This is a genomic window from Plantactinospora sp. CA-294935, assembly GCF_050936445.1.
Lineage (GTDB): Bacteria > Actinomycetota > Actinomycetes > Mycobacteriales > Micromonosporaceae > Plantactinospora.
This window is the reverse complement of the sequence record NZ_JBNJMU010000001.1, coordinates 8,281,773-8,307,832: the sequence shown is the minus strand read 5'-3', so window position 1 is coordinate 8,307,832 and position 26,060 is coordinate 8,281,773. Positions and strand designations below refer to the sequence as shown.

The 26,060-nt window shown below is 70.7% G+C and carries 22 protein-coding genes; 13 read left to right on the top strand and 9 right to left on the bottom strand.

What is annotated here, in order from left to right:
- Positions 1 to 776: 776 nt before the first annotated feature.
- Positions 777 to 2,117 carry an extracellular catalytic domain type 1 short-chain-length polyhydroxyalkanoate depolymerase gene (locus ACQEVC_RS36515; RefSeq protein ID WP_432887311.1) on the top strand — a complete coding sequence of 447 codons (1,341 nt, stop codon included), beginning with the start codon at positions 777 to 779 and terminating at the stop codon, positions 2,115 to 2,117.
- Positions 2,118 to 2,243: 126 nt separating this feature from the next.
- Here the strand turns inward: ACQEVC_RS36515 and ACQEVC_RS36510 are convergent, their stop codons facing one another.
- The 6 genes from ACQEVC_RS36510 to ACQEVC_RS36485 form a co-directional block, all read right to left on the bottom strand.
- Positions 2,244 to 3,044, bottom strand: coding sequence for a MaoC/PaaZ C-terminal domain-containing protein (locus tag ACQEVC_RS36510; protein WP_432887309.1), 801 nt, complete (start codon positions 3,042 to 3,044; stop codon positions 2,244 to 2,246).
- Positions 3,044 to 4,222: a thiolase family protein gene (locus ACQEVC_RS36505; protein ID WP_432887306.1), complete on the bottom strand. Its 1,179-nt coding sequence runs from the start codon at positions 4,220 to 4,222 to the stop codon at positions 3,044 to 3,046. Before ACQEVC_RS36505 ends, ACQEVC_RS36510 begins: the two co-directional genes overlap by 1 nt.
- Positions 4,223 to 4,267: 45 nt before the next feature.
- On the bottom strand, positions 4,268 to 5,095 hold the full coding sequence (locus tag ACQEVC_RS36500; protein ID WP_432887304.1) for an SDR family NAD(P)-dependent oxidoreductase: 828 nt from the start codon (positions 5,093 to 5,095) through the stop codon (positions 4,268 to 4,270).
- A 76-nt stretch (positions 5,096 to 5,171) separates the two neighbouring features.
- A complete protein-coding gene (locus tag ACQEVC_RS36495; protein WP_432887301.1) occupies positions 5,172 to 6,788 on the bottom strand; it encodes a long-chain-fatty-acid--CoA ligase in 1,617 nt (538 codons plus the stop codon).
- Between the two features lie 24 nt (positions 6,789 to 6,812).
- Positions 6,813 to 7,223: an acyl-CoA thioesterase gene (locus ACQEVC_RS36490; RefSeq protein ID WP_432887298.1), complete on the bottom strand. Its 411-nt coding sequence runs from the start codon at positions 7,221 to 7,223 to the stop codon at positions 6,813 to 6,815.
- Positions 7,224 to 7,337: 114 nt separating this feature from the next.
- Positions 7,338 to 8,252 (bottom strand): PaaX family transcriptional regulator, encoded by a 915-nt coding sequence (locus tag ACQEVC_RS36485; protein ID WP_432887295.1) that lies wholly within the window; start codon positions 8,250 to 8,252, stop codon positions 7,338 to 7,340.
- Between the two features lie 259 nt (positions 8,253 to 8,511).
- Between ACQEVC_RS36485 and ACQEVC_RS36480 the strand changes: the two genes are divergently transcribed.
- From ACQEVC_RS36480 to ACQEVC_RS36460, 5 genes are read left to right on the top strand one after another with little or no spacing between them, the layout of a single operon-like run.
- On the top strand, positions 8,512 to 9,702 hold the full coding sequence (locus ACQEVC_RS36480; RefSeq protein WP_432887292.1) for an ABC transporter substrate-binding protein: 1,191 nt from the start codon (positions 8,512 to 8,514) through the stop codon (positions 9,700 to 9,702).
- A complete protein-coding gene (locus ACQEVC_RS36475; RefSeq protein ID WP_432887289.1) occupies positions 9,699 to 10,472 on the top strand; it encodes an ABC transporter ATP-binding protein in 774 nt (257 codons plus the stop codon). Before ACQEVC_RS36480 ends, ACQEVC_RS36475 begins: the two co-directional genes overlap by 4 nt.
- The gene (locus tag ACQEVC_RS36470) at positions 10,469 to 11,125 is read left to right on the top strand and encodes an ABC transporter ATP-binding protein (protein WP_432887286.1); all 657 of its coding nucleotides are present in this window, start codon (positions 10,469 to 10,471) and stop codon (positions 11,123 to 11,125) included. Before ACQEVC_RS36475 ends, ACQEVC_RS36470 begins: the two co-directional genes overlap by 4 nt.
- Positions 11,122 to 11,982: a branched-chain amino acid ABC transporter permease gene (locus ACQEVC_RS36465; RefSeq protein ID WP_432887283.1), complete on the top strand. Its 861-nt coding sequence runs from the start codon at positions 11,122 to 11,124 to the stop codon at positions 11,980 to 11,982. The genes ACQEVC_RS36470 and ACQEVC_RS36465 overlap by 4 nt, the downstream gene beginning before the upstream one ends.
- Entirely contained in the window at positions 11,982 to 12,950 is a 969-nt protein-coding gene (locus tag ACQEVC_RS36460) for a branched-chain amino acid ABC transporter permease (protein ID WP_432887280.1), read from the top strand. Before ACQEVC_RS36465 ends, ACQEVC_RS36460 begins: the two co-directional genes overlap by 1 nt.
- A 142-nt stretch (positions 12,951 to 13,092) precedes the next feature.
- On the opposite strand, the gene ACQEVC_RS36455 is transcribed toward ACQEVC_RS36460, so the two are convergent.
- Both ACQEVC_RS36455 and ACQEVC_RS36450 read right to left on the bottom strand, forming a co-directional pair.
- On the bottom strand, positions 13,093 to 14,358 hold the full coding sequence (locus tag ACQEVC_RS36455; protein WP_432887277.1) for a cellulose binding domain-containing protein: 1,266 nt from the start codon (positions 14,356 to 14,358) through the stop codon (positions 13,093 to 13,095).
- A gap of 232 nt (positions 14,359 to 14,590) precedes the next feature.
- Positions 14,591 to 16,234 carry a glycoside hydrolase family 27 protein gene (locus ACQEVC_RS36450; protein WP_432887274.1) on the bottom strand — a complete coding sequence of 548 codons (1,644 nt, stop codon included), beginning with the start codon at positions 16,232 to 16,234 and terminating at the stop codon, positions 14,591 to 14,593.
- 944 nt (positions 16,235 to 17,178) lie between these two features.
- On the opposite strand from ACQEVC_RS36450, the gene ACQEVC_RS36445 reads away from it, so the two are divergent.
- Positions 17,179 to 18,561 (top strand): RICIN domain-containing protein, encoded by a 1,383-nt coding sequence (locus tag ACQEVC_RS36445; RefSeq protein WP_432887271.1) that lies wholly within the window; start codon positions 17,179 to 17,181, stop codon positions 18,559 to 18,561.
- Between the two features lie 91 nt (positions 18,562 to 18,652).
- Here ACQEVC_RS36445 and ACQEVC_RS36440 read toward each other — a convergent pair whose 3' ends face one another.
- Positions 18,653 to 19,399 carry a FadR/GntR family transcriptional regulator gene (locus ACQEVC_RS36440; protein ID WP_432887268.1) on the bottom strand — a complete coding sequence of 249 codons (747 nt, stop codon included), beginning with the start codon at positions 19,397 to 19,399 and terminating at the stop codon, positions 18,653 to 18,655.
- Positions 19,400 to 19,580: 181 nt separating this feature from the next.
- Here ACQEVC_RS36440 and ACQEVC_RS36435 point away from each other — a divergent pair, with 181 nt between their 5' ends.
- The 6 genes from ACQEVC_RS36435 to ACQEVC_RS36410 all read left to right on the top strand — a co-directional run bounded on the left by ACQEVC_RS36435 (position 19,581) and on the right by ACQEVC_RS36410 (position 26,028).
- Positions 19,581 to 20,846 carry an ABC transporter substrate-binding protein gene (locus ACQEVC_RS36435; protein WP_432887265.1) on the top strand — a complete coding sequence of 422 codons (1,266 nt, stop codon included), beginning with the start codon at positions 19,581 to 19,583 and terminating at the stop codon, positions 20,844 to 20,846.
- Between the two features lie 4 nt (positions 20,847 to 20,850).
- The gene (locus tag ACQEVC_RS36430) at positions 20,851 to 21,828 is read left to right on the top strand and encodes a carbohydrate ABC transporter permease (RefSeq protein WP_432887262.1); all 978 of its coding nucleotides are present in this window, start codon (positions 20,851 to 20,853) and stop codon (positions 21,826 to 21,828) included.
- Positions 21,828 to 22,655 carry a carbohydrate ABC transporter permease gene (locus ACQEVC_RS36425; RefSeq protein WP_432887259.1) on the top strand — a complete coding sequence of 276 codons (828 nt, stop codon included), beginning with the start codon at positions 21,828 to 21,830 and terminating at the stop codon, positions 22,653 to 22,655. The genes ACQEVC_RS36430 and ACQEVC_RS36425 overlap by 1 nt, the downstream gene beginning before the upstream one ends.
- A gap of 1 nt (position 22,656) precedes the next feature.
- On the top strand, positions 22,657 to 23,880 hold the full coding sequence (locus ACQEVC_RS36420) for a mandelate racemase/muconate lactonizing enzyme family protein (protein ID WP_432887257.1): 1,224 nt from the start codon (positions 22,657 to 22,659) through the stop codon (positions 23,878 to 23,880).
- Positions 23,881 to 24,244: 364 nt separating this feature from the next.
- Positions 24,245 to 25,270 carry a zinc-dependent alcohol dehydrogenase gene (locus ACQEVC_RS36415; RefSeq protein WP_432887254.1) on the top strand — a complete coding sequence of 342 codons (1,026 nt, stop codon included), beginning with the start codon at positions 24,245 to 24,247 and terminating at the stop codon, positions 25,268 to 25,270.
- Positions 25,267 to 26,028 carry an SDR family oxidoreductase gene (locus ACQEVC_RS36410; protein WP_432887251.1) on the top strand — a complete coding sequence of 254 codons (762 nt, stop codon included), beginning with the start codon at positions 25,267 to 25,269 and terminating at the stop codon, positions 26,026 to 26,028. Before ACQEVC_RS36415 ends, ACQEVC_RS36410 begins: the two co-directional genes overlap by 4 nt.
- Positions 26,029 to 26,060: the final 32 nt, after the last annotated feature.

The following is a 26,060-nucleotide window of genomic DNA, read 5'->3' as shown; positions in this document are numbered from 1 at the left end:
CGACATCGGCGGCGTGTCGATCGCTGCGGTTACGCGGCCGCACTCGGCTGACCGCTTCGGTGGCCGCGAGCCGGCGGCGCGTGACCTCCCCGGCCCCCCTCCTGCGCGAAGGGGGTCGGCCTGCACCGACCCGAGCCCACCTCCGCATCCATCGACAACTATCAGTGCCAATATAGGAGTGGGTGTGACGGTCGTCAATGGAAATGTTAAGCGTTGAATTTGGGGCGACCCCGGCCGGGGCGTGCTCGCCGGCCCGCGCGAGCGCGGCGAAGCTGTCCGAGCGTTCCGGATCGCAGGCTGGCTCTTTGCCGGTGTGGATCCGCCCGCCCGGGCGGCCACCGGGCCGGTCCGGCGCTGGCTCGGACGGCTCGCCATGTGGGACGACAGCGGGATTGGGTGTCCCGGCTTCCCCGACCGCGGCGCCGGTGGGGTGCTTGTGCTGTTTCGTGGAGGGGTGGTCGCGTTCGTCGTCGCGACCGGCACCGACTACGCGATCCTGACGATCGCTCGACTCCGTGCGGAGATCCGGACTCGGCGGAGATCGGCGTACCCTCGCCCACCACGCCATCGCCCGGCTCGCAGCGGCGATCGGTGTTGCCGGCCTGCTGCTGGCCGGGGCTTCCTTGCCGCAGCGGGCCGGCCGGAGGCTTTCAATGATGCGGGCCGCTGAGTTCCGGGACCTGCCGGCTCGCCGAGGGTGGCCACCGCGGCGTCGGTCGGGTGCCACTCTAAGACATTTTATTGACGACCGTCAGCCAAGTTGCTAGCTTGCTGCAATGATGACTATCAATGGAGTGATCGGGCGCCGGCTCCGGGTGGCACTCGTCGCGTTGGCTTCCACCGCGCTCGCGGCGACCGCCGGGATCGTGCTCGCTCCACCGGCCACGGCGGCGTCCCTGGTCGAGGTGACCGGCTTCGGCGACAACCCGGGCGGCATGCGGATGCACGTCTACGTTCCGGACTCCCGTCCCACCAACCCGGCGATCGTGGTGGCGATGCACGGCTGCGGCGGGTCGGGTCCGGGCTTCTACTCCGGCAGCGAGTTCGCCTCGCAGGCCGATCGGTACGGGTTCGTCGTGATCTATCCGACCGCGACCCAGCAGGCGGGCTTCGGCAACTGCTTCGACGTCTGGTCGGCGGCGTCCAAGCGCCGGGGCGGCGGGAGCGATCCGGTGTCGATCATGTCCATGGTGACGTACGTCCAGCGGCAGTACGGCGGTGACCCGAACCGGGTCTACGCCACGGGTAGTTCGTCCGGCGGCATGATGACCAACGCCATGCTCGCGCTCTACCCGGACGTCTTCAAGGCGGGCGCGGCGTTCATGGGGGTGCCGTTCAACTGCTTCGCCAACGCGGCCGACTTCCCGCCCCAGAACAGCCAGTGCGTCAACGGGCGGATGGACCGGACGCCGCAGCAGTGGGGCGACGCCGTGCGCCAGGCCTATCCCGGCTACAGCGGTGCCCGCCCGCGTATCCAGTTGTGGCACGGCACCAACGACACGCTCGTGCCGTTCCAACTGCTCCAGGAGGCGGTCGACCAGTGGACCAACGTGCACGGCCTGAGTCTCACACCGACCTCCACGGACACGCCCCAGGCGAACTGGAACCGGCGGCGTTGGACCAGCGGGGGTGTCACGCTGCTCGAGGCGATCAGTGTCAACGGCGCCGGCCACAGCCTGCCGATGAGTGGCATGGCACAGGCGGCGGTGCAGTTCTTCGGCCTCGACGGCGGATCACCGACCCCGAACCCGACCACCGGTACGCCCACGACCTCGCCGAGCGTGCCGCCGACGACCACCCCGCCGCCGTCCGCAGGTGCCTGCCGAGTCGGCTATACGGCCAACAGTTGGACCGGCGGCTTCACCGCCAGCGTGACGGTCGCCAACACTTCGACCACCGCCGTCAACGGCTGGACCGTTCAGTGGAACTGGCCGGGCAACCAGCAGGTGACGAACGCCTGGAACGCCACGGTCAGCCAGTCCGGCGCGCAGGTGACGGCGTACAACGCCGCGATCGGGATCGGGGCGAGCGTCACGTTCGGCGTCCAGGGCACCTACAGCGGCGCCAACCAGGCGCCGACCCAGTTCACGCTCAACGGCGCGGCGTGCAGTCAATGACGGCGCAAATAGTGAACCTTTTTCAACCTCCCCTTGCGGTCCGGCGGACCGCAAGGTCGGACGCGGTGCGTGAGCGCCGCGCGGTTCAGGTTGAAAAAGGTTCAGTGTCGACGGCAACGCCCACTGTCAGGTGACGCAGGTTCGGGTGAGTTCGACCAGGCCGGCGCCGAGCACCACGGCGCCGGCCTGGTCCACGCTCTCGAACCGGTATCCGTGACCGTCTGCCCAGACCCGGGTGGTGAGGGTGTCGCCGGGCGCCACCGGCCGGGTGAAGCGGCAGCTCAGTCGCGCCGGGTCGGCCCCGCCGGCGAGCACGGTGTGACTGGCGACGGCGAGGCTGGCCAAACCGTGCACGATGACGCCGGGCAGCCCGACGGTGCGGGCGAAGTCGTCGTCGAGGTGGATCGGGTTGCGGTCGCCGGAGGCGTCGGCGTAGCGACGCGGCAGGTCGAGCGGCAGGGGTGTGGTCGCGGTGCGCAGTGGCGGGCCGCTGGGCGCATCCGCCGGCAGGGTGGGGGAGGGTGTACCCAGTCGCAGGTCGGTCGGTATGCCGCGGTAGAACTCGGTGACGTACTGCTCGTTCAGGAGCGCGCCGTGGGCGTCGTACGTCCGCACCCCGATGGTGGCGATCGTTCCGCTGCGCTTGCCGTGCAGCCCGAGCACGGCGGCGCGGACGGTGACCGTCTCGCCGACCGGCAGCCGGCGGTGGAAGAAGATGTCCTGCTGGCCGTGCACGACCCTGGCGCGCAGCTCGGTGGCGGCGGTGGTACCGGCGACCATGAAGACCAGGTCCATGGCGGGGACGACGGCGTAGACCGGGGAGGGTCCGCCGACGGCGTCGGCGTACGCCGCGAGGCCGGCCGGGGTGACGTCGAACGGGCGTGGTTCGCTCCAGCGGCCGACGACGGTTTCGTCGAAGGACGTCATCAGTCGGTCACCTCCACCACCACGGCGCCGGCGGTGTCCCCGGCCGCGCATCCGGTGAACAGGCCGCGTCCGCCGCCCCGGTCGTGCAGCGCGGCGACGAGTTCGGCGAGCGCGCGCAGGCCGGTGGGCCCCTGCGGGTGCCCGTAGACCAGGCTGCAGCCGTACGGGTTCATCCGGTCCAGCGCGAAGCCGGTCTGCCGGGCGAAGTAGAGGTCGTTGACGGCGAACGGGTTGTGCGTGGTCACCACGTCGATGCCGGTGATGTCGAGGCCGGCGTGGGTGAGCGCGGCGCGGGCGGCCGGCAGTGGCGCCCTGGGCATCCGGGCTCGGTCGGTGCGGGCGAACCCGACCGCGAGCAGTCGTGCGACGCCGGTACCGCCGCTGAGTTCGCGGGCCCGGTCGACCGTGCTGAGCACCGCTCCGGCGGTGCCGTCGCCGGGATGGGTCTGCGACCCGTACGTGACGACGCCGTCCGGCCGGACGGGGGAGAGCGCGGCGAGCCCCTCGGCCGTGGTGTCGTGTACGCCGTGGTCGTCGTCGACCACCACGCTGCCGCGCCGGCCGGGCACGTGCACCTGCACCAGGTGGCCGGGACGTCGGGCGGCGGATGACCGGTACTGCTCGTGGCGCAGCAGCGTGACATCGTCGATCTCGGCGCGGGAGTAACCCTCCTCGGCGGCCACGTGCTCGGCGGTGTCGAGCATGGACTGACCGGTGTTGGGATCGTGCCGCATCGGGTCCAGCACCCAGTGCTCGGTCCGGGGTGCCGCGCCCGGGCTGTGCTGTGCCGACCAGACCAGCAGCGGACCGTTGCTGGTGCGGTCGGCCGCCAGCGCGAGCACGGTGCGATGGGCGCCGAGTTCGACCTGGACGGCGGCGGCCTGCACCACCGCCACCGAGGTGGCGCAGGCCTGGGCGATGGTCGGACCGGTGACGGTGTCGAGCCCGAGCCGCGGGGTGATGGTGGTGACTCCGTAGAAGGATGCCGGCTGCGGCACGGTGGTGCCGAAGGCGACCTGGCTGATCTCGGAGGTCGACATCCCGCCCCTGGTCAGCGCCCGGCCGGTCACGTCGACCGCCAGGTCCAGGCTGGACATCTCGGCGAGCGGACCCTGCCAGCGGCAGAACGGCGAGGACCAGACCAGGTTGACCGGCATCGCCACCCCGGAGAGCCGCATCACCGGTTCCCGGCGAGGTCGGCGGGTTGTCCGGCGGGTCGCATCTCAGCCCATCCCTTCGGCCTGCCCACCGGCGACGGTGAGCACCTGGCCGTGGACGAAGTTCGACCACGGCGAGCAGAGCAGGAAAATGCCGCCGGCCGCCTCCGCCGGGGTGGCGGGCCGGCCCAGCGGGATGCGCGCCGCGGCCTGTTCCCGCACGGCGCCGGGGATGCCCAGCGGGATCCGGTGGTCGCCGTGGTCGAAGGTGCCGGCCTCGGCGGCGTCGGCGGTCAGCCGGGTCTGCACGAATCCGAACGCCACCGCGTTGACGTTGATCTTCAACGGGCCCCACTCCTTGGCGAGCGTCCTGGTGAGGCCGGTCAGGGCCGCCTTGGCGGCGGCGTAGTTGGCCTGCCCGACGTTGCCCATCGTGCCGGCGATCGAGGTCACGTTGACCACCTTGCGGAAGATCTCGCGGCCCTCTGCGGCGTCCCGCTTGGCGGCCTCGCGCAGCACCGGCGCGGCGGCACGCAGCAGCCGGAACGGCGCCGTGAGGTGGATGTCGAGCATGGCGGTGAGCTGCTCGTCGGTCATCTTGTGGAAGATGCCGTCCCAGGTGTAGCCGGCATTGTTGACCACGATGTCGAGCCGCCCGTATTCGTCGACCGCGCGGGCGACGACCTCGGCCGGTGCCGCCGGCACGGTCAGGTCGGCCGCGACGGCGACACCGCGACCGCCGAGCGACCCGACGGTGCGTGCGAGGGCGTCGCCGTCCAGGTCGGCGCAGACCACCCGGGCACCGTGCTCGGCGAGCAGTTCGGCGGTCGCCCTGCCGATCCCGCGCGCCGCTCCGGTGACCACCGCGACCCGCTCCGCCAACAATCCGCTCATGCCGGCACTCCGCTTCGCTCCGTGCCGCCATCAGGCTCCGTCGCACTGAGCTGGCTGATTCGCTCGCTCCACTCGCTCACGGCTGTCCTTCCGTCGCCGAGGCGAGCTCGGCAGCCAACACGTCCTGCCAGGCCCGGCGGGCCGTCACCTTGTCGAACTTGCCGGTCGCCGTCATCGGCAGCGTGTCGACGAACCGGACGATGTCGGGCAGCCACCAGCTCGCCACCCGGGGGCGCAGATGCGCGACGAGCGTGTCGGCGGTGACCTCGGCGCACGCGACGACGAGCGCGGCGGGCCGTTCGCCCCAGGTCGGATGCGGTACGGCGATGACCATGGCCTGGGCCACCGCCGGGTGGTCCATGAGGTGGTTCTCCAGTTCGATCGAGCTGATCCATTCGCCGCCCGACTTGACCAGATCCTTGGCGCGGTCGAGCAGGCGCAGGTAGCCGTCGCCGTCGACGGTGCCGATGTCGCCGGTGCGCAGCCAGCCGTCCCGGAACCGGGCGGTGTTGGCGTCGTCCTCCGGCTGGTGGTACGACTCGGTGACCCACGGCCCGCGTACCTCGACCTCACCGGCGGACCGCCCGTCGTGCGGCAGCACCACGCCGTCCGGGTCGACCACCCGCAGCTCTACCCCGGCGGTCGGTACGCCCTGGGTGGCGTGCAGTGCCTGCCGGCACTGTTCCGGCCGGTCCTCCAGGTGCCGCCGGACCATGGTCAGGTTGCCGGACGGCGACATCTCGGTCATGCCCCAGCCCTGCCGCATGGCGACGCCGCGCCGTTGATAGCGCTGGATCAGCTCCAACGGGACCGCCGAGCCGCCGCAGAGGATCCGGTCCAGGCTGGCCAGATCGTCCGGGCTCGGTGCGAGCTGGTCGACGGCGAGCCAGAAGGTGGGCACCCCGGCCGCGACGGTTACCCGCTCGTCCCGCACGAGGCGTACGACGGTGGCCGGGCTGGTGTCGGCACCGGCGAGCACCAGACCGGCCCCGGCCAGCGCCGCCGAGTACGGCATGCCCCAGGACAGCGCGTGGAAGAGCGGGGTGAGCGGGAGCACGACGTCGCGTTCCCGGATGGCGAACGAGTCGACGAACAGACCGCTCATCGCATGCAGGGTCAGTGACCGGTGCGAGTACACCACGCCCTTCGGACGGCCGGTGGTGCCACCGGTGTAGCAGAGGCACGCGGCGCTCCACTCGTCCACCTCCGCCGGCTGGTCCTCCGGCGCGCTTGCCAGGAGCTGCTCGTAGTCCGTCGCGTCGGCGAAGTCCGGGTGCGGTGCGCTGCCGTCTGGCAGCACGACGTAGTGCCGGACGCCGGGGAGCCGGCCCCGGATCGGCGCGAGCTGTCCGGTCAGGGACGCCGCCACGAAGATCACCTGGTCCTCGGCGTGCGTGGCGATCGCTACCACCTGGTCCGGATGCAGGCGGGTGTTCAGCGGTTGCAGCACCGCGCCGGCCAGCGGCACGCCATAACACAGCTCCAGGTGGGACAGCCCGTTGCAGGCGTATGTGCCGACCCGGTCGCCCGGGCGGACACCGAGCGCGGTCAGCGCGTTGGCCAGTCGGTGGGCCCGGCCGGCCAGCTCGGGCCAGCGGCACTCCGCTCGACCCGCCTCCGTATAGCCGACCAGCCGGGCGTGCGGGCCCATCGCGGCGGCCCGGCGCAGCATCATCCCGACGGACAGCGGCATCGAGCCCATGCTGCTCCGCACCCGTCAGCCCTCCGCCGGCCCGGTCCCGGTCAGCAGCGCGCGGAGCCGGTCCGGCCACGGACTGCTCAGGCCCGTGTCGGCATCGATCCACACCACGGTCAACGTCCCCCGGGCCAGCGTCGTGTTGTCCCGGGCCACCGTGAAGGCGTAGCGCAGCGAGGCGCGTCCGACGTGCTCCACCGCCAGGGTGGTCTCGGCGATCTCGCCGAAGTGCAGGGCTGCCAGGTAGTCGACCGTGAGGTTCACCCGGGGCATCCAGCGGGCGTCCGCCGCCGTGACGCCGAGCTGGTCCTGCAGCTCCTTCTCGGCGCTCTCCACAAACCGCAGGACCACACCGTAGTGCCACCTGTCCGCCGGGTCGGTGTCCGACCACTCGAGACGACGGCGCACGACGATCGACGCTGGCTCGGCCATCCCGGTCTCCCCGCTGGTCCCTGTCGCTGGTGTCGTCCGGTGCAAACGCGCGGCCCGACGGCGTCGAGCCTGGACCGAGTCTGACTATTTATGTGCCTAGCGTCAAGACTAGTGTCACATATCGCCTGTCCGGCTGGTGTGGGTACGCACCAGCGCGGCGAGGTCGGGGTCGTGCCCGGCGACAACCTGGACCACGCGCTGTTCGGCCAGTCCGGTCAGGCCGTCGTACAGCTCGACGAAGAGCGCCCGGGCCGCCGCTCGGGGCCAGCGCGCCGGCAGCAGCTCGGTCGGCAGCTCCGGGTCGAGGCTCGGCATGGTCCGCCAGTCGTCCATCAGGGCGGTCCGCGCGACGAGGGCCTCGGCGGTGCCGATCCGGCCGGTGCGCCACCGTCGCCGGACCGGCTCGTACGCGGCGAGGATCCGCTCGTATTCGGCGCGCAGGGCGGCCAGGTCCCAGGCGTTGATCGGGTGCCCGCCGGTCGGCCCGCCGTCGGCCAGCTCGGCGGTGAAGACGGTGGCCCGGTCGATGTCGAGCTCGGACAGGATCGTCGTCACCTCGGTCACTCGTTCGTGCGGCGAGACCCAGAGGCCGTCGTAGAGCGGGGCGAAGCCGTGCCAGCCGAGCCGGGTGCGCAGGGTGTGCCGCCGGGACCTGTCGTCCTCGGGCACCGAGAACGCCGCCATGGTCCACCGGCCGGTCCACGGTGTCCGCCCGGTGCCGAACGACAGGATGTGGCCACGACCCTCGGCGAGCACCCCGGCGGCCCGCTCGCTGAGGGCGTACGAGGTGCGCCGGCCGGACTTGGACTGCTCCAGCAGCCCGCGCCGGGCCAGCCGGCTCAGCGCGGCCCGAGCGCTGACCTCGGTGATGCCGAACTCGCCGAGCAGTGCAACCAGGGCCGCCGAGGGTAGCGGGGCGCGCTGGCCATACCAGTAGTCGCCGAGCAACGTCAACAGCAGGTGTTGCGGGCTGCCGCCGGCCTGCACGCGCGGCAGGTCGGTCGGGGGCGACGCGGACTGCATCGACATGCGGCTGACTCTACAGATTCCGCGTCGTCCGACAGCCGGCCAGCCTGCCCCGACCGACGCCGGGTGCCCGGCGGGACGGATCCCCGCGGTGCTGGCCGTCACCCGCCCCGGCGGCGCGGACCGCCGGGTGGAGCCGGTCGGCGGCGGCGGGAGACACGCCGTCTCGGAGTGAGAACGTTAGGCATGAATGTTGACCGGCGTGCAATAGGTGTCTAGCGTCTCCGTGACAGGGCTTTCCCTCATATGGTGGGAGGCAACCGTGCGACGTACCGCCGTATCCGCCGTCGCGCTCGTCGTGGCGGTCGCCACGGCCGGCTGCGGCGGCGACCCGTCCACCGGAGACGCTGATAGCCCGATCAGGGTCGGCCAGATCGTCTCCCTGACCGGCAACTACGCACCGCTCGGCACGGAGAACGAGAAGTCCGTGGCGCTCGCGGTCGAGCAGATCAACGCGGCCGGCGGGGTGCTCGGCCGCACGGTGGAGCTGATCGTCCGCGACGACAAGAGCCAGCCCGACCAGTCGGTGCTGGCCTTCAACGACCTCCGCAGCCGCGACGTCGCCGCGGTGATCGGCTCGCCCTTCTCCAACTCCGCCCTGGCCACCATCCCGCTGGTCGACCGGGAGAAGATCCCGTACATCTCGCTCACCCCGGCCGACGAGCAGGTCGACCCGGTGCACCCGTACGTCTTCGTCGTGCCGGCCACCTCGGCGACCTATGCGGACCGGATCCTGCAGTACCTCAAGGCGCAGGGCATCACCAGGATCGCCGTCGCGTACGACGGGCGCAGCTCCTACGCCAAGGCCGGCTTCGACGGCACCCGGGAGAAGGCGACCGGTCACGGCGTCACGCTCACCGCCAGCCCGGAATTCCAGACCACCACCACCGAGTTCTCGGCTGTCTTCAACCAGGTGCGCTCCTCGGGGGCGCAGGCGCTCGTCGTCTGGGCCACCGGCGCTCCCGGCGTGGCGCTGGCCAAGCAGTACGCCACCGCCGGGCTCGACGTGCCGGTAGTCTTCACCGGGGCGCAGGCCAGCAGGCTCTGGCTGGACCCGGTCGGCCCGGCCGCCGAGGGCGCGGTGGTGGCCAGCTCGATCGGCGTGGTCGGCGACACCCTCCCCGACGGGGAGCAGAAGCAGGCGATCGACGAACTGGCCGGTGCGTTCCGCGGCAAGTACGGGTACCCGCCACCCCAGTTCGCCCAGGACGGCTACAGCGGAGTACGACTGCTCGTCGCCGCGATCGAGAAGGCCGGCGGCACCGACCGGGAAAAGATCCGGGATGCTCTGGAAGGGCTGACGGTGACGACCCCGAACGGCACCTACACCTACAGCGCCACCGACCACGCCGGCCTCAAGGCCGACTACATCTCCGTCAACACCGTGCGGGGCGGCGCGTTCGTCCCCACCGACTGGGCGCGGGAGCAGCTCGCCGCGGTGGCGGGCAAGTGACCGAGCCGCTGCTGCGGGTCGCCGGTGTGTCGCACACCTTCGGCGGGGTGTACGCCGTGCGGGAGGTCGACATCGACGTCGCGCACGGAGAACTGCGGGCCGTCATCGGGCCGAACGGCGCCGGCAAGTCCACCCTGTTCAACCTGGTCGGCGGCCAGTTGGCACTGCGTACCGGCGAGATCGTGCTGGCCGGCACCCGGATCGACCGGCTTGCGGCCCACCGCCGGGCCCGGCTCGGGATCGGCGTCGTCTTCCAGGGCGCCCGGATCTTCCGTGGCATGACGGCGCTGGAGAACGCGATGGTCGGCGCGCACGCCGTCACCGGAGGAGGTTTTGTCGGCGCCGTGTTGCGGCTGCCGGCGCACCGCCGGGAGGAGCGGAAGATCCGGCAGAGCGCCCGGGAGGCGTTGGCCCGGGTCGGCCTCGCCGACTGGGCCGACCGGCCGGCGGAGTCGCTGCCGCTGGGGCAGCAGCGCGCACTCCAGGTGGCCCGCGCGCTCTGCGGCCGCCCCCGCCTGCTCCTGCTCGACGAGCCTGCGGCCGGCCTGCGCACGGCCGAGCGGGACGCACTGGCCCGACTCTTCGAGGAGCTGAAGGCGAGCGGCCTGACGATGGTGATCATCGAGCACGATGTCGCCTTCGTGACCCGGCTGGCCGACCGGGTCACCGTACTCGACCTCGGCCGGGTGATCGCCGAGGGCATCCCCGCCACGGTCCGGGCCGATCCGGCGGTCGTCGCCGCGTACCTCGGGACAGGGGTGCCCGCGTGATCGACGTCGTCGACCTCACCGTCCGGTACGGCGTCGCGGTCGCGCTACACGCGGTCAACCTCACCGTGGCGGACGGGGAGATGGTGGCGCTGATCGGCCCCAACGGCGCGGGAAAGTCCACACTGGTCAACACGCTCTCCGGGATCCAGCGGCCGGCCGGTGGCACGGTGACGATCTCCGGCCGGCTGGCCCACGTGCCGGAGGGACGCCAGGTCTTCCCCGACCTGACCGTCGACGACAACCTCCGGCTCGGCGGCTGGCGTATCCGCAACCGCGACACGGGCCCGATCTACGAGATCCTGCCCGGCCTGACCCCGCTGCGCCGCCGCCGCGCCGGTCAGCTCTCCGGCGGGGAACAGCAGATGGTGGCCGTCGGTCGGGCGCTGATGGCCCGGCCGGACGTGCTGGCGGTCGACGAGCTCTCCCTCGGCCTCGCCCCGCTCGTCGTCGCCGACCTGGTGCGGCACCTGCGGGAGCTGAACGCCGAACGCGGTCTCGCCGTGCTCCTCATCGAACAGAACGCCCGACTCGCCCTCGACCTGTGCAGCCGGGGATACGTGCTGGAGGCGGGGCGGGTCGTAGCCGCCGGGACCGCGGCGGAACTGGCCGCCAGCCCACGGGTGGCCGAGGCCTATCTGGGAGTGGCCGGGTGACGGAGTTCCTCCAGTACCTGATCACCGGCGTTGGCGGCGGATGCGCGTTCGCGCTGGTCGGCAGCGGTCTCGTCGTCGTCCACCGAGTCACCCGGGTGGTCAACTTCGCCCAGGGCTCGTTCGCGGTGATCGCCGCGATGACCGCGTCGACGCTGCTGGCCAGCGGGCTTCCGCACGGCCTGGCCGAGGTGTCCGCGGTGGCGGTCGGTGCCGGTGCCGGGCTGCTCGTCGGGCTGGTCGCGATCGGCAGGCCGGGTACGCCGCCCGGCGCGTCACTGATCATCACGCTGGGGCTGGCCGTCTTCGCGTACGCGGTCGAGGTGCTGATCTGGGGTGACCAGCCTCGGTCGTTCGCCGGGGTACCCGGTGCGGTCGAGTTCGGTGGCGTCCGCTTCCAGGCGCACTACCTGCTCATCATCGGCGCGACGGCCGTCGTCTTCGCCGGCACGGCCGCGCTGTTCGCGCGTACCGACATCGGCCGGGCACTGTCGGCCTGCGCCTCCAACCCGTACGCCGCGAAGGTCGTCGGGATCGACGTCGTCCGAATGGGGCTGCTGGCCTTCGGCATCGGCGGTGCGCTCGGCGGGCTCGCAGGGGTACTCGTCACGCCGATCCAGCTCGTCACCTTCGACTACGACGTCACGCTGATCGTGGGTGGTTTCGCCGCCGCCGTCTTCGGCGGCCTGATGCGGCCGTTGCACACCCTCGTCGGTGGACTGTTGCTGGGCGTGGCCCAGTCCTTCGTCGCCGGTTACGGCGGTGCCGCCTACCAGATGGAGGTGGCGCTGGTGCTGCTGCTCGCCGTGATGATGAGGCAGGCGGCGCGCACGCCGGTGGCCGAGCAGGAGCCGGCCTGATGTCGCGGCGGGTGCCGGCGGTGGCCGTGGCGGTGGGCGCGCTCGCCCTGCCACCGCTGCTGTCCGGCAGCCACCTGACCGTCTACATCCTGCTCGGCCTCGCCGTGATGGTCACCGTCGGGCTGTCGCTGCTGATGGGGTACGCGGGTCAGATCTCTCTCGGGCAGGCGTCCTTCTACGCGATCGGTGGCTACACGGCCGGCCTGCTCAGCGTGCACAGTCTGCCACCGGTGCTCGGTCTGCTCGCCGCACCACTGGTCTCCGCCGCTTTCGCGGTCGTCGTGGGAGTACCGCTGCTGCGGCTGCGGGGTCACCACCTCGCCTTCGCCACCCTCGCCATGCAGCTGATCCTGCTGTCCCTGGTCGCCCGGGCGGACTGGGCGGGCGGTGCCATCGGCCTGCAGGGCATCCCACGGCTGTCGGTCGGCGGCTACGAGTTCGCCGACGACATCTCCTACGCCTACCTGGTCGCGGTCGCGGTCGCGCTCACCCTGCTGGTGGCCCGCAACATCGTCGCCTCCCGTCCGGGTCGTGGCCTGCGGGCCCTGGCCAGCAGCGAGACCGCCGCGGCGGCCAGCGGCGTGCCGGTGGGGCGCTACCGGCTCACCGTCTTCGCGCTGTCCGCCGCGTTCGCCGGCCTGGCCGGCGGCATCTACGCGTTCTATCTCGGCTATCTCGCGCCGGGTTCGTTTCCGGTGCTGCTCTCCATCGAGTACGTGGTGATGGCCGTCGTCGGCGGGCTCGGCACCCTGTGGGGCGCCCTCGTCGGCGCTACCGCGATCATCCTGCTCGTCCAGGTACTCAACACGCTCGGCACCCAGCCCGGGATGCCCGGCTATGCACCCACCGTGCTCTCCTACGCCGTCTACGCGGTCCTGCTCGTGCTGGTCGTGGTCTTCCTGCCGCACGGCATCGTTCCGGCGGTACGCGACCGGCTGACCCGCAGGGCGTCGAGCGGCCCCGGGTAGCCCGCCGGCCATCCCGTCATCCACCGTCGACCACCTCCGCGCCGCCGGTACGGATGTACGTGGACCCGCGCGGTCGCACGGTCGCGATCGCGCGGGTCCGCCACCGCCGCGCCGGCCGCGGTCGGCTGCGGGTCGGCCGTGGCTACGGGCTGGTGCAGGTGGGTGACGCGGTTGCCGGTGTTCCGCTGCCGAGGAAGCCGAACGTGGTGGAGCCGGACGCCGGGAGCGAGCCGTTGTACGAGGTGTTCCGTACCGAAACCGTCGAGCCGCTGATGCTCAACGTGCCGTTCCAGACCTGGTCGACGGTCTGGCCGCTGCTCAGGATCCATCGGACGGTCCAGCCGTCGATCGCCGCGCTGCCCGTCGCCACCGTGATCTCGCCCTGGTAGCCGCCCGGCCACGAGTTGGTCGTGCGGTAGGTCGCGCCGCACGCGCCGACTCGCGGCGGGGTGGTGGTCGGTGGGGGAGTCGGGGTGTTCGAGGGTCCTGCGGAGGGGGTGCCGGTCGGCGGTGTGGGCGGTGGCAGGAGCGGGCAGGTGCTGCGGTACGCGACCACGCCGGTCGAGTCCAGCAGTGGGCAGAGGAACTGGCTGTACCGGGTGTCGTTGTCGACGAACATCTTGACGAACGGCAGCATCGTCCGGATCGTCACGGCGTTCGACCTGCCGACCGGGAAGAGATGGTCGGCGCCGGCGATCTCCAGATACGCGCTCTCCGTCGTGGCCGGCAGGCTGCCGTAGAGGCCGTTGAGGTAGGTCGGGGTGACCACGGTGTCGGCCTGCCCGGCGAAGACCATCGTCGGGACCCGGTCGTTCGCCAGGTTCGACGACGGCAGGTACGGCGCGATCCCGACCGCGGCCTTCAACGACGGGCGCCGGATGGCCGCGTTGAGGGCGCCTCCGCCACCCATCGAGTGGCCGGACACCGCCAGCCGGTTGGGATCGACCCGGTCACGCACCGGACTCTGTTGCGTGAGGTAGTCCAGCGCGGCGAGCAACTGGGTGCCCCTGGCGACGTCGAAGTCGTTGCGGCTGTTGGTCTCGATGCCGATCACGACGAACCCGTGGGAGGCGAGCCACGGACCCGTCCAGGCGAGTTCGGCGGAGAACAGCGCGGTGTAGCCGGGCGAGATGGCGATCGCGCCGAAGGTCCCCTGGCTGGTGTCGGTGGGGTAGTAGATCGCGCCACCGGCGAAGCCGTACCCGGTCGGGACGCCGACCGACGCGGTGGCGAAGGGTCCGGTCACCGCCGCGACGCTGGCCCGGGTGGGGTCCGGACCCCGCTGGTACGGGTTGTCGGCGGCTGACGCCGAGCCGGTCGTCGTCGCCACCGTGGACAACATCCCGAGGGCTACCGCCATCCCGGCCGTGACGAGCGTGAGCAGTCGGCCCCGGGCGCCGGGTGCCACCCGGCCGACCTTCGTACCCCCGGAAGGGGCAGGTCCAGGTGTGTGTCCGCGCACTGTCGGTACCTCCTTGGTGGTGGGTGGGTCGCGTCTGGCCGCCGGGACGGCCCCGTCGACGACGAGTGGAGACGCTGTGGTGGCCGGTCTTCGCTCGATCGGTCGATGGGGCCGTCCCCGCGGGAGGTCGGCGACTCCGTGTCGGTCGCGGTCCGGTGGTCCGCGACCGACACCGACGTCATGTCCGGGCCCAGCGTTGGTTGGTTCCGCCGTGGCAGGACCACACGATCACGGCGGTGCCGTTGGCGGTTCCGGCGTTGTCGACGTCCAGGCAGAGCGAGGGGAACCGGACGCTGCTGATCGTGCCGTTGCCGTTGTGGACCCACTGCTGGTTGGTGCCGCCGTTGCAGTCCCAGACCTGCACCCGCGTGCCGGCGGTGGCGTTCAGCGAGATGTCCAGGCACTTGCCGAGCAGTTGCAGGGCCTGGCCGGACTGGCTGAACTGCTGGTTGGCCCCGCTGTGGCAGTCCCAGATCAGCGTGCCGGTGCCGTTGGCCGTGTTGCCGTTGTCGAGATCCAGGCATCGGCCACTGGACTCGCCGCGCAGCCGGAAGGTCGACGGTGGATTGGTGATGCCGCCGCCACTGACCCGGTACACGACCGTGCCGTGCGCCGGCACGCTGGCCGAGATCGTACCGGTGCTGCTGGAGGTGGCGTTGGTCCAGGTGTCACGCAGTGTGAACGAGCTGCCGGTCTTGCCGACCGCCGCCGCGGTCGTGGAGATCGTCGTGGTGGAACCGCCCTGGTTGAACAGTGCCACCGCCACGTCACCGTTGGACAAGCGCTTGGCCAGTACCCGCCGGGTTCCGTCGAAGGACACCTGGACCGCCTGCAGGGCCAGCGAGTCCTGGTTGATCGCGATGAGGTTCTGGTTCTTCAAGATGGCCTGGGTGATCGAGTTCATGCTCCGCACGTCGTTGCCGGCGATCAGCGGGGCCGCCATCATTGCCCACAGCGCGAAGTGACTGTGCATCTCCGTGTCGTTCATGCCGCCCCGGCCGACCTCCATCATGTCCGGGTCGTTGAACGCACCCGGCCCGGCGTAGTGAGCCAGTGGCACGGTGACGTTGACGATGTTCTGGATGCCCATCGGGTACCCGTTGGTCTGCCCGGTGTCCCACGCGTTGGTGATGTCCTCGGTGGTGCGCCACATGTTGGCCACGTCGCCCCAGTTGCGCATCGGCCCGGTCTTCTCGTGGATGCTGTTGGAGTTGATGCTGTAGACGATCGGTCGGCCGGTGGCGGCCAGCGCGTCACGCATCAGGGCGAACCTCGCCACCTGGTCGTTGATCGTTCCGGTGGGCGAGCACCAGTCGTACTTGAGGAAGTCGACGCCCCATGCGGCGAACTGCCGGGCGTCCTGGGCCTCGTGACCCTGGGCGCCGGTCGCCCCCGGGTAGCTGCCGAAGTACTGGGCGCAGGTCCGGTCCAGCGGCGCCTGGTAGATGCCGAAGAGCAGACCCTGGGCGTGCAGGTAGTCACCCAGCGCCTTCATGCCACTCGGGAACCGGGACGGGTTGGCCTGGAGGTTGCCCTGCGCGTCCCGAGTCGAGTTCATCCAGCAGTCGTCGACGACGACGTACTTGTAGCCCAGGTCCCGCATGCCGGAGTTGACGATGGCATCGGCCACCTGCCGGATCAACGTCTCGTTGATGTTGCAGCCGAAGGTGTTCCAACTGTTCCAGCCCATCGGCGGAGTCCGGGCCACTCCGTTGTTCAACGCCTGTGCCGGTCGCGGCGAGACGGTGGGCTCGACAACGGCCACTCCCACGGCCACCAGAACTGTGGTCAGGGTGGCCAACAATCTCGTACGTGCGTGCATTGAGCCTCCAGCGAGCTACGGGGACGGACGGCAGCACGTCCTGGATGTGAGGCCGGTCGGACTTCGCATCCGAGCGGGTTCCGGGGTCTGGGTGAGCGTGTTGCCCCGTACCACTCGGGCGGAAGTCGCGCGCACCAGGCCGGCGCCAGGTCGGGTGGTCTGTACTCATCCCATGGGTCAGCATCGATGTGAGCGGTAACATACGCCGTCGCGTTTGGAAGCGCAAGACGGGAGTTTCGGTGGCCGAATATGTGTCCAGTGGCCCGGACAAGAATCAGGCCCGTCTCCATCTCCTTGTCGCTGCGGCGTCCAGCGGGAATCTGCGTCCGTCGCGGCATGGCGGCGCGCGGTGAGGCGGCTGGGACCATGTGCCACCGCTTCCCATAACAGAAACGCGCTGTGATGTTCTGCTCCTTTGCCGTCTCGTCATCGACACTGAAAGGTGTTACCGAGCGCGCTCATCGGAAGTCTGTGTCCGGAGTGGACTCGTGTTGGTCGAGTTTCGGGTGCGTGTCCCCCGACGCACGGTGCTGCGGGCGGTTCGCAACCCAGGGCGGCCGTGGATGCGCTTCGGTCGACATCTAAGCCATTCAAGGCCGCCGGGATGACCCTGGCGGTCTCGGAGACGTTCGGGCCGCCGACAGGCGACAGCGGTCGAGCGGGCGGGTTCGGCATTGACATGAGTCGTTTGACGTATGATGATGTGAGCGCTAACTTGTCGATCGCGGGTCAGGTCGCTGCCGGGAGCCCTGACGATGCATCGCCGCGATTCGCGCGGACTCGCCGCATCGCCGGCCCAGGGCAGGGCCGGACATTCGGGGGGCGGTGGCCGCGTGGAGGCCGCGGATCACTTCACGTGCCGACGCCACCACCGGACGCCGGCACCACCCCTGGGCGCACGCGTCCGTTCTGCTTGCGTGCGACCCCGACCGAAGGAGCGGATCATGAAGGCCACCGGTGAGGCTCGGCCCGCCTCTCCACAGAGACATCGCTGGCGGTCAGGGCTGGCCGTCGCGGCGGCGGCGGTCGTCGCGGCCGGGACGCTCGTCGCGGTGAACGCCGCGCCCGCGTCGGCGGCGACCGTGGACACCAACGCCTGGTACGTGCTGGTGAACCGGAACAGCGGCAAGGCATTGGACCTGTACGCCTCGGCCACCAACGACGGCGCGCGGATCAGCCAGTGGACGCGGAACAACGGCGCGAACCAGCAGTGGCAGTTCGTGGACTCGGGCGGCGGCTACTACCGGCTGAAGTCCCGGCACTCCGGCAAGGTCCTCGACGTGCACGACTGGTCGACCGCCGACGGCGGTGCGATCGTGCAGTGGTCCGACCTCAACGCGACGAACCAGCAGTTCCGGCTGGCCGACTCCGACGGGGGGCACGTGCGGTTGGTCAGCCGGCACAGCGGCAAGGTCGTCGAGGTACAGGGCGCATCCTCGGCGGACGGCGGGAACGTCGTGCAGTACTCCGACTGGAACGGCACGAACCAGCAGTGGCAGCTCGCCCGCGTCGACGGCGGCGAGCCACCGCAGGGTGGTACCGGCTGCGGCAAGGCCCCGACGCTGTCGAGCGGCACGCACACGATCCAGAGCAACGGCAAGAGCCGTTCCTTCATCCTGCGGGTGCCGGCAAACTACAACAACAGCAACCCCTACCGGCTGATCTTCGCATTCCACTGGCGGGGCGGCACCATGCAGGACATCTCCTCGGGCGGCACCAGTGGGGCCGCCTGGTCCTACTACGGCCAGCAGGAACAGTCGGGCAACAGCGCGATCCTGGTCGCGCCCCAGGGGCTCGGCAACGGTTGGGGCAATGCCGGCGGCGAGGACGTGACATTCGTCGACGACATGATCCGGCGAATCGAGGCGGACCTCTGCGTCAACCCGAGGCAGCGCTTCGCCCTCGGCTTCAGCTGGGGCGGCGGCATGAGCTACGCGCTCGCCTGCGCCCGGGCGAACGTGTTCCGGGCCGTCGCGGTCATCGCCGGAGCGCAGATCAGCGGGTGTAGCGGCGGTACTCAGCCGATCGCGTACTTCGGGCTGCACGGCATCTCGGACAACGTCCTCAACATCTCGCAGGGGCGGTCGCTGCGGGACACGTTCGTCCGGAACAACGGTTGCACCGCGCAGAGCCCGCCGGAGCCGGGGGCGGGTAGCCGGACGCACGTCACCACCGCCTACTCGGGATGCCGGTCCGGCTACCCCGTGCAGTGGGCCGCGTTCGACAACGGACACATGCCCGGTCCGGTGGACGGGACCTATGCCGAGAGCGGCATCACCACCTGGACCAAGGGCGAGATCTGGCGGTTCTTCGCGCAGTTCTCCTGAGACGGGTCGGAAGGACCTGACGGGCGGGCTCGTGGCGAGCAGGGGTGCTGGCACCCGCTGCGTACCGGGAGCCCGTCCGTCCGGCGATAGCTCACCGCTGGAGACGGCTGGGGCTGCCCGTTCCGCTGCGGCGGACGAGCCAGGCCTCGGTGATGTGGGTGAACATCGCCTCGGCGGCGCCGTCCGGGTCGTGGGCGGCGATGCGTTCGTAGATGCGCCGATGCCCGCGGTTGGACGCTACGCACAGCGAACGTTCGGTCCGGCCCATGTACCGGGAGGTGTTGACGACCTGACTCTCCAGCGCGCGTACGACACCACGGGCGATGCGGTTGCCGGACGCCTGCATGATCGTGTCGTGGAAGGCGCGGTCATGTTCGTGGTAGGTGACGTGGTCGTCGACGAGTTCGTCCATCCGCTTCACCTGACCGCGTAACCGCTCGATGGTCTCCTGGTCCGCCAGCCGGGCGGCGACGTTCGCCATGTCGGACTCGAGTACCCGCCGGGTGACGACGAGGTCGTCGAGGATGGCGAGGCTGTCGTCCTCGGCGATGGTGGCCGCGAGGACGAGTTCGTCGAGCATGTCCCACGACGACGGCGGGGTGACCATGGTGCCGGCGCCCTGGCGAACCTGTACCAGCCCCTTCTCCTGAAGGATCTTCACCGCTTCCCGGACGACGGTCCGGCTCACGGAGAAGGTCTCGCAGAGCACCGGCTCGGGCGGGAGCGACGTCCCGGACGGGTGTGTCCCGCGGACGATGCGCTCCACCAGCTCGGCGGTGACGGCCCGGGCGAGGTTGGTCGGTCGTCGCGTCCAGGCCGGGGGCGCTGCAGCATTCAAGGCGGTCTCCTGCGATCGCGTCATGTCCCCTCCGGGTGGCTCACCGCGCTGGTAGCCCGGTGTCCGTGGTCAGTGTACGGCCGACCGTTGACGGGCAGACATCATACGAGTTACGTTTCCGCGTAATGATGACGCCTGACGGTCGGTTCGCCGGCCACCCCTCATTCAAAGGGTGACAACGATGAAACAGCGAGCAATATGGCCGGCCATCCTCGTTGTGGGACTGGCGCTGGCCGGCTGCGGAAGTGCCACAGGGTCGGACTCGTCGCAGGGTGGGTCGGAGGGCAAGCTGGTGGTGTGGGACTGGAAGTCTGGCGAGGCTTCTGCCGCACCCTATATCGAGAAGGCGAAGGCGGACTTCGCGAAGAAGCATCCGGACGTGACGGTCGAGTTCGTCGCCCAGCCCTTCGACCAGTACTACACGCTGCTCGGTGCGGCGATCCAGTCCGGCAAGGGCCCGGACGTCATCCTGTTCAACGGAGGCGGTCAGATCCGTGACCGGGTGGACGCGCTGGTGCCGCTGGACGAGTACGTGGCCGAGGACAAGCAGCGGCTGGCCGGCTGGGACGCGTTCAGCAAGGAAGGCAAGATCTACGCCGGCCCGGTGACGCTGCAGGGCCACCCCATCTACTACAACAAGGCGCTCTACGAGAAGGCCGGGATCGATCCGGCGAGCCCGGCCACCACGTGGAGCGAGTTCGTCGCCGACTGCGCCGCCATCGCCAAGGCCGGCGCCAAGTGCTTCGCCCTCGGCAACAAGGAGGGTGTCGGGATCCAGTTCTGGCTCTCGGGCCTGGCGTCGGGCATCCTCACCGCGCAGGAGTACGACAACTGGATCGCCGGGAAGCGCGACTGGACCTCGCCCAACGTCAAGCGGGTCTTCCAGCTCTGGAAGGAGGCCGGCGACGCGGGTCTGAACAACGACGGGGCCAACTCGACCGCGATGTTCAACGACTCCTTCGCACTCTTCCAGTCCGGTAAGGCCGCCCACGTCATCGGGCTGATGTCGGACGTGGGGCACTGGAAGGACTTCAACGAGTTCCTGACGGCCGACAAGCTCGGCGTCATGGACGCCCCGGTCGTCACCGCCGGGACCACCCCGAGCCTGCCGTACGACGGCGGCATCGGCTACGGGGTCGCCCGGTGGACGAAGGACCCGAAGGTGGCCGCCGACCTGGTGCGGGCGCTGACCTCGACCGACGCGCTGAAGGCCTTCTACGCCGAGGCCGGTGCGATCGCCGCCGACACCACGATCGACGTGTCGCAGGGTGGCGCGGCCGTCGCCACGATCGTCTCCGAGATCAAAGGCGGCAAGCCGGCCCTGCACGTGGCGCTCTCCTCGACGACGCTGGACCTGATGGGTCGGCTCTCCCAGCAACTGCTCAGCGGCTCGACAACCGTCGACGAGGTGGTGAAGCAGTTGGCCGCTTCCGACCAGGCGGGCTGAACCCGTGCCGATCGGAAACGTACCGCCGTCGGTCCGGCCGGCCCGCGCCGGTCGGACCGACGGGGCGGCGGCCGGGTTCGCCACCCATCGCGGCGGCGCCCGTTCCCGGCGCACCCGTGGCCTGCGGTCCGAGCGCCTCGCCCCCTACGTCCTGGTGGCCCCGGCCGTCCTGATCATCGTGGTGATGCGGCTCTACCCGCTGCTTCTCGGGGTCAACTTCTCCTTCACCGGCGACGGTGAGCGGAACGGGGTGGCGGTCGGTCTCGACAACTACCTGCAGCTGTTCCGGGATCCGCTGTTCCGGACCGCGCTGGGCAACGTGGGACTGCTGGTGCTGTTGCTTCCGGTGGCGGTGGCGATTCCGGGGCTGCTCGCGACGTTCATCTACCTCCGGGTGCCCGGTCATCGGGTGTACCGCGGCGTGTACTTCTTCCCCGCGGTGCTCTCCCCGGTCATCGTCGGCGCGATCTTCAACCTCCTGCTCGCCTTCGACGGCCCGCTCAACGCCGTTCTCGGGTCGGTCGGCATCGGTCCCGTGGACTGGCTCGGGGACCCGGACGTCGCCATCTTCATGGTGGTCGGGGTGCATGTCTGGGCGACCTTCGGCATGGCCCTGGTGGTGTTCCTCGCCGGGTTCGCCACCCTGGACACCGCGCTCCTGGACGCCGCCCGGGTGGACGGGGCGGCGCTACCCCAGGTCATCTGGCACGTGATCATCCCGGGCCTGTCGCGCACCATCCAGTTCGTCTTCGTGACCACGATGATCGGGATGCTGACGTCCATGTTCGGTCTGCTCTACGTCATGACCAGCGGTGGTCCGGAGGGGGCGACGTACCTGCCGGAGTACTACATCTGGATCCAGCAGGGCCAGATGAACCGACCGGCCCTCGCGTCGGCCGCGTCGACGGTGCTCTTCGTGATCATGATCGTCGTCGGGCTGCTCCAGATCAAGCTGCTCAAGCGGGCGGGAAGAGAGGACTGATGTCTCGCATCCGTCTGGGCCGGTGGCTGGTTGCCATCCCGATGGCGCTGCTCGCGCTGGCGACTGTCTACCCCCTGCTGTTCACCGCCAACGTCGCGATGAAGACCCGGCGTGACTACATCCTCGACCGGTTCTCCCTGACCGACGCGCTGCGCTGGGAGAACGTCAGCACGGCCTGGAGCAGCGTCGGCATGGGCCGGTACTTCGTCAACTCGCTGCTCGTGGTGACGTCGTCGGTGGTCCTGCTGCTGCTGTTCGGCTCGATGGCCGGTTTCGCCCTGAGCCAGTTGCGGTTCCGCGGTTCGACGGCGCTGTTCCTGGGCTGTCTCGCGGGACTGTTCGTGCCGTTCCAGGTGATCATGGTGCCGCTCGCCCGGATCATGGCAGACAGCGGTCTCATCGACACGTACCCCGGGCTGGTCCTCGTCTACGTGGCCCAGTTCCTGCCCTTCACCGTCTTCTTGATGACGAGCTACTACAAGACCATCCCGCCGGAGATCGTCGACGCGGCCAGGATCGACGGCAACAGCGTGTACGGCGTGTACCGCCGGATCATGCTGCCCCTGGGCACCCCGGCACTGCTGTCGGTCGGCATCCTCAACGCCCTGTTCTGCTGGAACGACGTCCTCATGGCGCTGGTGATGATGCCCTCGGCCGACCATCGGACCCTCATGGTCGGCGTCACCTCGTTGCGGGGGCAGTACTCCGACGACATCCCCACCTTTGCGTCCGGGGTCCTGATCGCCGCTGTTCCCGTCCTGGTGGTCTACCTGTTCCTCCAGCGCCAGATCGCCGACGGCGTCGCCGCCGGTTCCACGAAGGGCTGACATGCGGATCACCGGATATCGGACACTCACCACGGTCCAGGAGTGGGGGCGGCCCGTCGGCGACGCCAACGGCGTCTTCTCCGACGGGGTGGTCCCGGTGTCGATCGTCATCGTGGAGACCGACGAGGGCATCTCGGGGGTCGGCCTCGGGCCGCACGTGGAGATCGAGCGGATCTTCGCGGCCATCGACGGCGAAGACCCCCGCGCCGTGACGACCCTCTACGACCGCATGCTGCGGCACACCTTCAAGGCGGGCCACGCGGGCCCGGTCTTCGGCACCATCGGCGCGCTCGACACCGCCCTGTGGGACATCAAGGCACAGGCGGCCGGCGAGCCACTGTGGCGGCTGCTGGGCGGACGTGACCGGCGGGTGCCCGCCTACGCGTCCGGCCTGGACATCGGGCTGACCGACGACGAACTCGTCGCGACGTACGAGGTCTACGCCCGGTACGGCCTGCGGGCCGCCAAGCTCAAGGGCGGTCTCGACATCGAGCGCGACCGGCACCGCCTCTGCCTGGTCGGGGATGTGCTGACCGAGGCCGGGCACGGACTGCGGCCGGGTCTGATGCTCGACGTGAACGAGGCGTGGACCCGCAAGCAGGCCGTCCGGCACGTCTACGAACTCGAACGCACCCTCGACCTCATCTGGATCGAGGAACCCGTCCGGCGCTGGGACGCCGAGGGCCTCGCCGCCGTCGGCCGGGGAGTGCGGGCGTCGGTCGCCACCGGGGAGAACCTTACCGGGCTGGAGCAGTACCGTCCCCTGATCGCCGCCGGTGCGGTCGACATCGTGCAGATGGCCGCGGTCTGGGGAGTCACCCACTTCCTGCGGGCGTCCGCCCTGGCGCACGCGCACGACCTGCCGGTCAGCCCGATCGGCAACAGTCCGGTCGGGCTGCTGCACGCCGCGACCTCGGTGCCGAACCACCTGACCAGCGAGTTGCAGGACCTGGCTCCACCGGTCGGGGTCTCCATCGACCTGCACGTCGAGGACGGTGCCTTCGTGCTCGGTGACTCGCCCGGCCTGGGCGTCCGGGTCGACGAGGACCAGATCCGGGCGACCACTCGGCACCCGGAGGCGCAGACGTCCGAGGGCCCCCACGTCCGGCCCGAGCGGGCCGGACGGCGACTACTGGCCGGGGTCGACGTCATCGCCCCCGCGCGGCGGTTCCCCGGCGCGCCGCTGCACTCCCACAACGACGTGTCGTCCACCGCACGCCACTGACCCAACCGGTCCGCGTACCGAAAGGACCTCCGCGTGCCCCTCGCCCGTACCGTCCAGACGAACCAGCGCGGATGCCGCCGCGCCGCTGGCCCCCGGAGTGCGCCGGGCCGCCGGAGTGGGCGCCGGGCCGCCGGCCGGGAGCGCCGGAGCAGCCCGGCGGCCCGCACGGTCGTGGTCGCTCCCACCGGAGCCGCCAACGCCGACGACAACGGCCCCGGTACCCGTGACGGGCCAGTTCAGCTTCACCGAATTCAGCCCGAGCTGACCGCCAGAACAGGCAATCGTGGGTGCTCCGCCACGGCGTTGCGCCCCGGTCCCGCCCGGTCGGGACGAACGACGTACCGACCACCGAGACGGAGGATCGATGAGGACAGTGGTCTACCGGGGGGCGCGCCACCTCGGAATCGAGGATCGTGACCCGGAACCGCCGGGTCGCGGCCAGGTGCGGATCGCGGTGGCCTACACCGGGATCTGCGGCACCGACCTGCACATCTACCACGGGGACATGGATGCCCGGGTCGGCGCCTCGGCGATCATCGGACATGAGATGTCCGGGCGGATCGCGGCCGTCGGAGCGGAGACCACCGGCTGGTCCGTCGGCCAGGCCGTCACCGTGATGCCGACCCGCTCGTGCGGGGAGTGCGCCGCCTGCCGGCGCGGCAACTCCCACATCTGCCACGCCATGGACTTCCTCGGCATCGACTCGCCGGGCGCCATGCAGTCGTCCTGGAACGTCCCGGCGGATCTGGTCCTGCCACTGCCCCAGGAACTGCCGCTCGACCACGCCGCGCTCGTCGAACCGGTCGCGGTCGCGGTACACGACGTCCGGCGGGGAAACGTGACCGCCGACGACCAGGTGATCGTGGTCGGCGGCGGGCCCGTCGGGGTCCTGATCGCCACCGTCGCGAAGGGCTGCGGCGCGCGGGTGCTCCTCGTCGAGCCGGATCCGTTCCGGCGTGCCGCCGCGGGCGGGATGGGAATCGAGGCCGTCGACCCGGGGACGACCGACGTCGTGGCGCTGGTGAACGACCGCACCGACGGCGCGGGCGCCGACATCGCCTTCGAGGTCTCCGGCTCCGCGTCCGGCGTCGCCACGGCGGTGGACGTGCTGACCACCCGGGGCCGGCTGGTGATGGTGGCGATCCACCCCCGGCCCCGGGAGGTCAACCTGCACCGGTTCTTCTGGCGCGAGTTGGAGCTGTTCGGCGCCCGCCTGTACCAACGGGCCGACATGGCGGAGGCGATTCGGTTGGTCGCGTCCGGCGCGATTCCGGCGGAACGGCTCATCTCCCGGGTCGAGCCCGTCGAAGCCGTGAACGCCGCGTTCACGGCCCTGGAGGGCGGCGGCGTGCTGAAGGTGCTGCTCGACTGGCGGGAGGCCAACCGGTGACCACCTTGTTCGACCTGTCCGGCCGGACCGCCGTCGTGACCGGCGCCCGGCGCGGAATCGGTCTGGCCATGTCCGAGGCCCTAGCCCTGGCCGGCGCCGACGTCGTCGGCGTCTCCGCCCAGATGGAACCGGACGGAAGCGAGGTGGAACGCCGGGTACGGGCAGCCGGCCGCCGGTTCACCGCGCTGCGGGCCGATCTCGCCGACCGAGCGGCGGTACACCGGTTGGCCCGGGACCTCACCGCGCTCGGGCCGATCGACATCCTGGTGAACAACGGCGGCACGATCGCCCGTACCCCGGCCGCCGAGCACCCGGACGAGATGTGGGACCACGTCATCGAGGTGAACCTGAGCAGCCAGTTCGTGCTGAGCCGGGAGATCGGCCGGACCATGGTGGAGCGCGGTCGAGGGAAGGTCATCTTCACCGCGTCGCTGCTGAGTTTCCAGGGCGGCATCACCGTTCCCGGGTACGCCGCGTCGAAGTCGGGCGTGGCCGGGTTGACCAAGGCGCTGGCGAACGAGTGGGCGCCCCGTGGGGTGAACGTCAACGCCATCGCACCCGGTTACATCGCCACCGACAACACCCGGGCGCTGCACGACGACCCCGACCGTGACCGGGCCATTCTCGCCCGTATCCCGGCGGGCCGGTGGGGGCGCGCCGACGACCTCGGCGGCGCCACCGTGTTCCTGGCGTCGGCGGCCTCGGACTACGTCAACGGGATCGTGCTGCCCGTGGACGGCGGCTGGCTGGGCCGATGACGGGCGGTCAGGTGCCGGGTCCTCGACGCGCA

Bases quoted from the DNA above. Each gene is read 5' to 3' on its own strand.
- ACQEVC_RS36510 (WP_432887309.1), bottom strand. From the start codon at position 3,044: ATGACGTCCTTCGACGAAACCGTCGTCGGCCGCTGGAGCGAACCACGC.
- ACQEVC_RS36460 (WP_432887280.1), top strand. From the start codon at position 11,982: ATGTCGCGGCGGGTGCCGGCGGTGGCCGTGGCGGTGGGCGCGCTCGCC.
- ACQEVC_RS36500 (WP_432887304.1), bottom strand. From the start codon at position 5,095: ATGAGCGGATTGTTGGCGGAGCGGGTCGCGGTGGTCACCGGAGCGGCG.
- ACQEVC_RS36420 (WP_432887257.1), top strand. From the start codon at position 22,657: ATGCGGATCACCGGATATCGGACACTCACCACGGTCCAGGAGTGGGGG.
- ACQEVC_RS36415 (WP_432887254.1), top strand. From the start codon at position 24,245: ATGAGGACAGTGGTCTACCGGGGGGCGCGCCACCTCGGAATCGAGGAT.
- ACQEVC_RS36445 (WP_432887271.1), top strand. From the start codon at position 17,179: ATGAAGGCCACCGGTGAGGCTCGGCCCGCCTCTCCACAGAGACATCGC.
- ACQEVC_RS36490 (WP_432887298.1), bottom strand. From the start codon at position 7,223: ATGGCCGAGCCAGCGTCGATCGTCGTGCGCCGTCGTCTCGAGTGGTCG.
- ACQEVC_RS36450 (WP_432887274.1), bottom strand. From the start codon at position 16,234: ATGCACGCACGTACGAGATTGTTGGCCACCCTGACCACAGTTCTGGTG.
- ACQEVC_RS36435 (WP_432887265.1), top strand. From the start codon at position 19,581: ATGAAACAGCGAGCAATATGGCCGGCCATCCTCGTTGTGGGACTGGCG.
- ACQEVC_RS36485 (WP_432887295.1), bottom strand. From the start codon at position 8,252: ATGTCGATGCAGTCCGCGTCGCCCCCGACCGACCTGCCGCGCGTGCAG.
- ACQEVC_RS36505 (WP_432887306.1), bottom strand. From the start codon at position 4,222: ATGCGGCTCTCCGGGGTGGCGATGCCGGTCAACCTGGTCTGGTCCTCG.
- ACQEVC_RS36425 (WP_432887259.1), top strand. From the start codon at position 21,828: ATGTCTCGCATCCGTCTGGGCCGGTGGCTGGTTGCCATCCCGATGGCG.
- ACQEVC_RS36495 (WP_432887301.1), bottom strand. From the start codon at position 6,788: ATGCCGCTGTCCGTCGGGATGATGCTGCGCCGGGCCGCCGCGATGGGC.
- ACQEVC_RS36515 (WP_432887311.1), top strand. From the start codon at position 777: ATGATGACTATCAATGGAGTGATCGGGCGCCGGCTCCGGGTGGCACTC.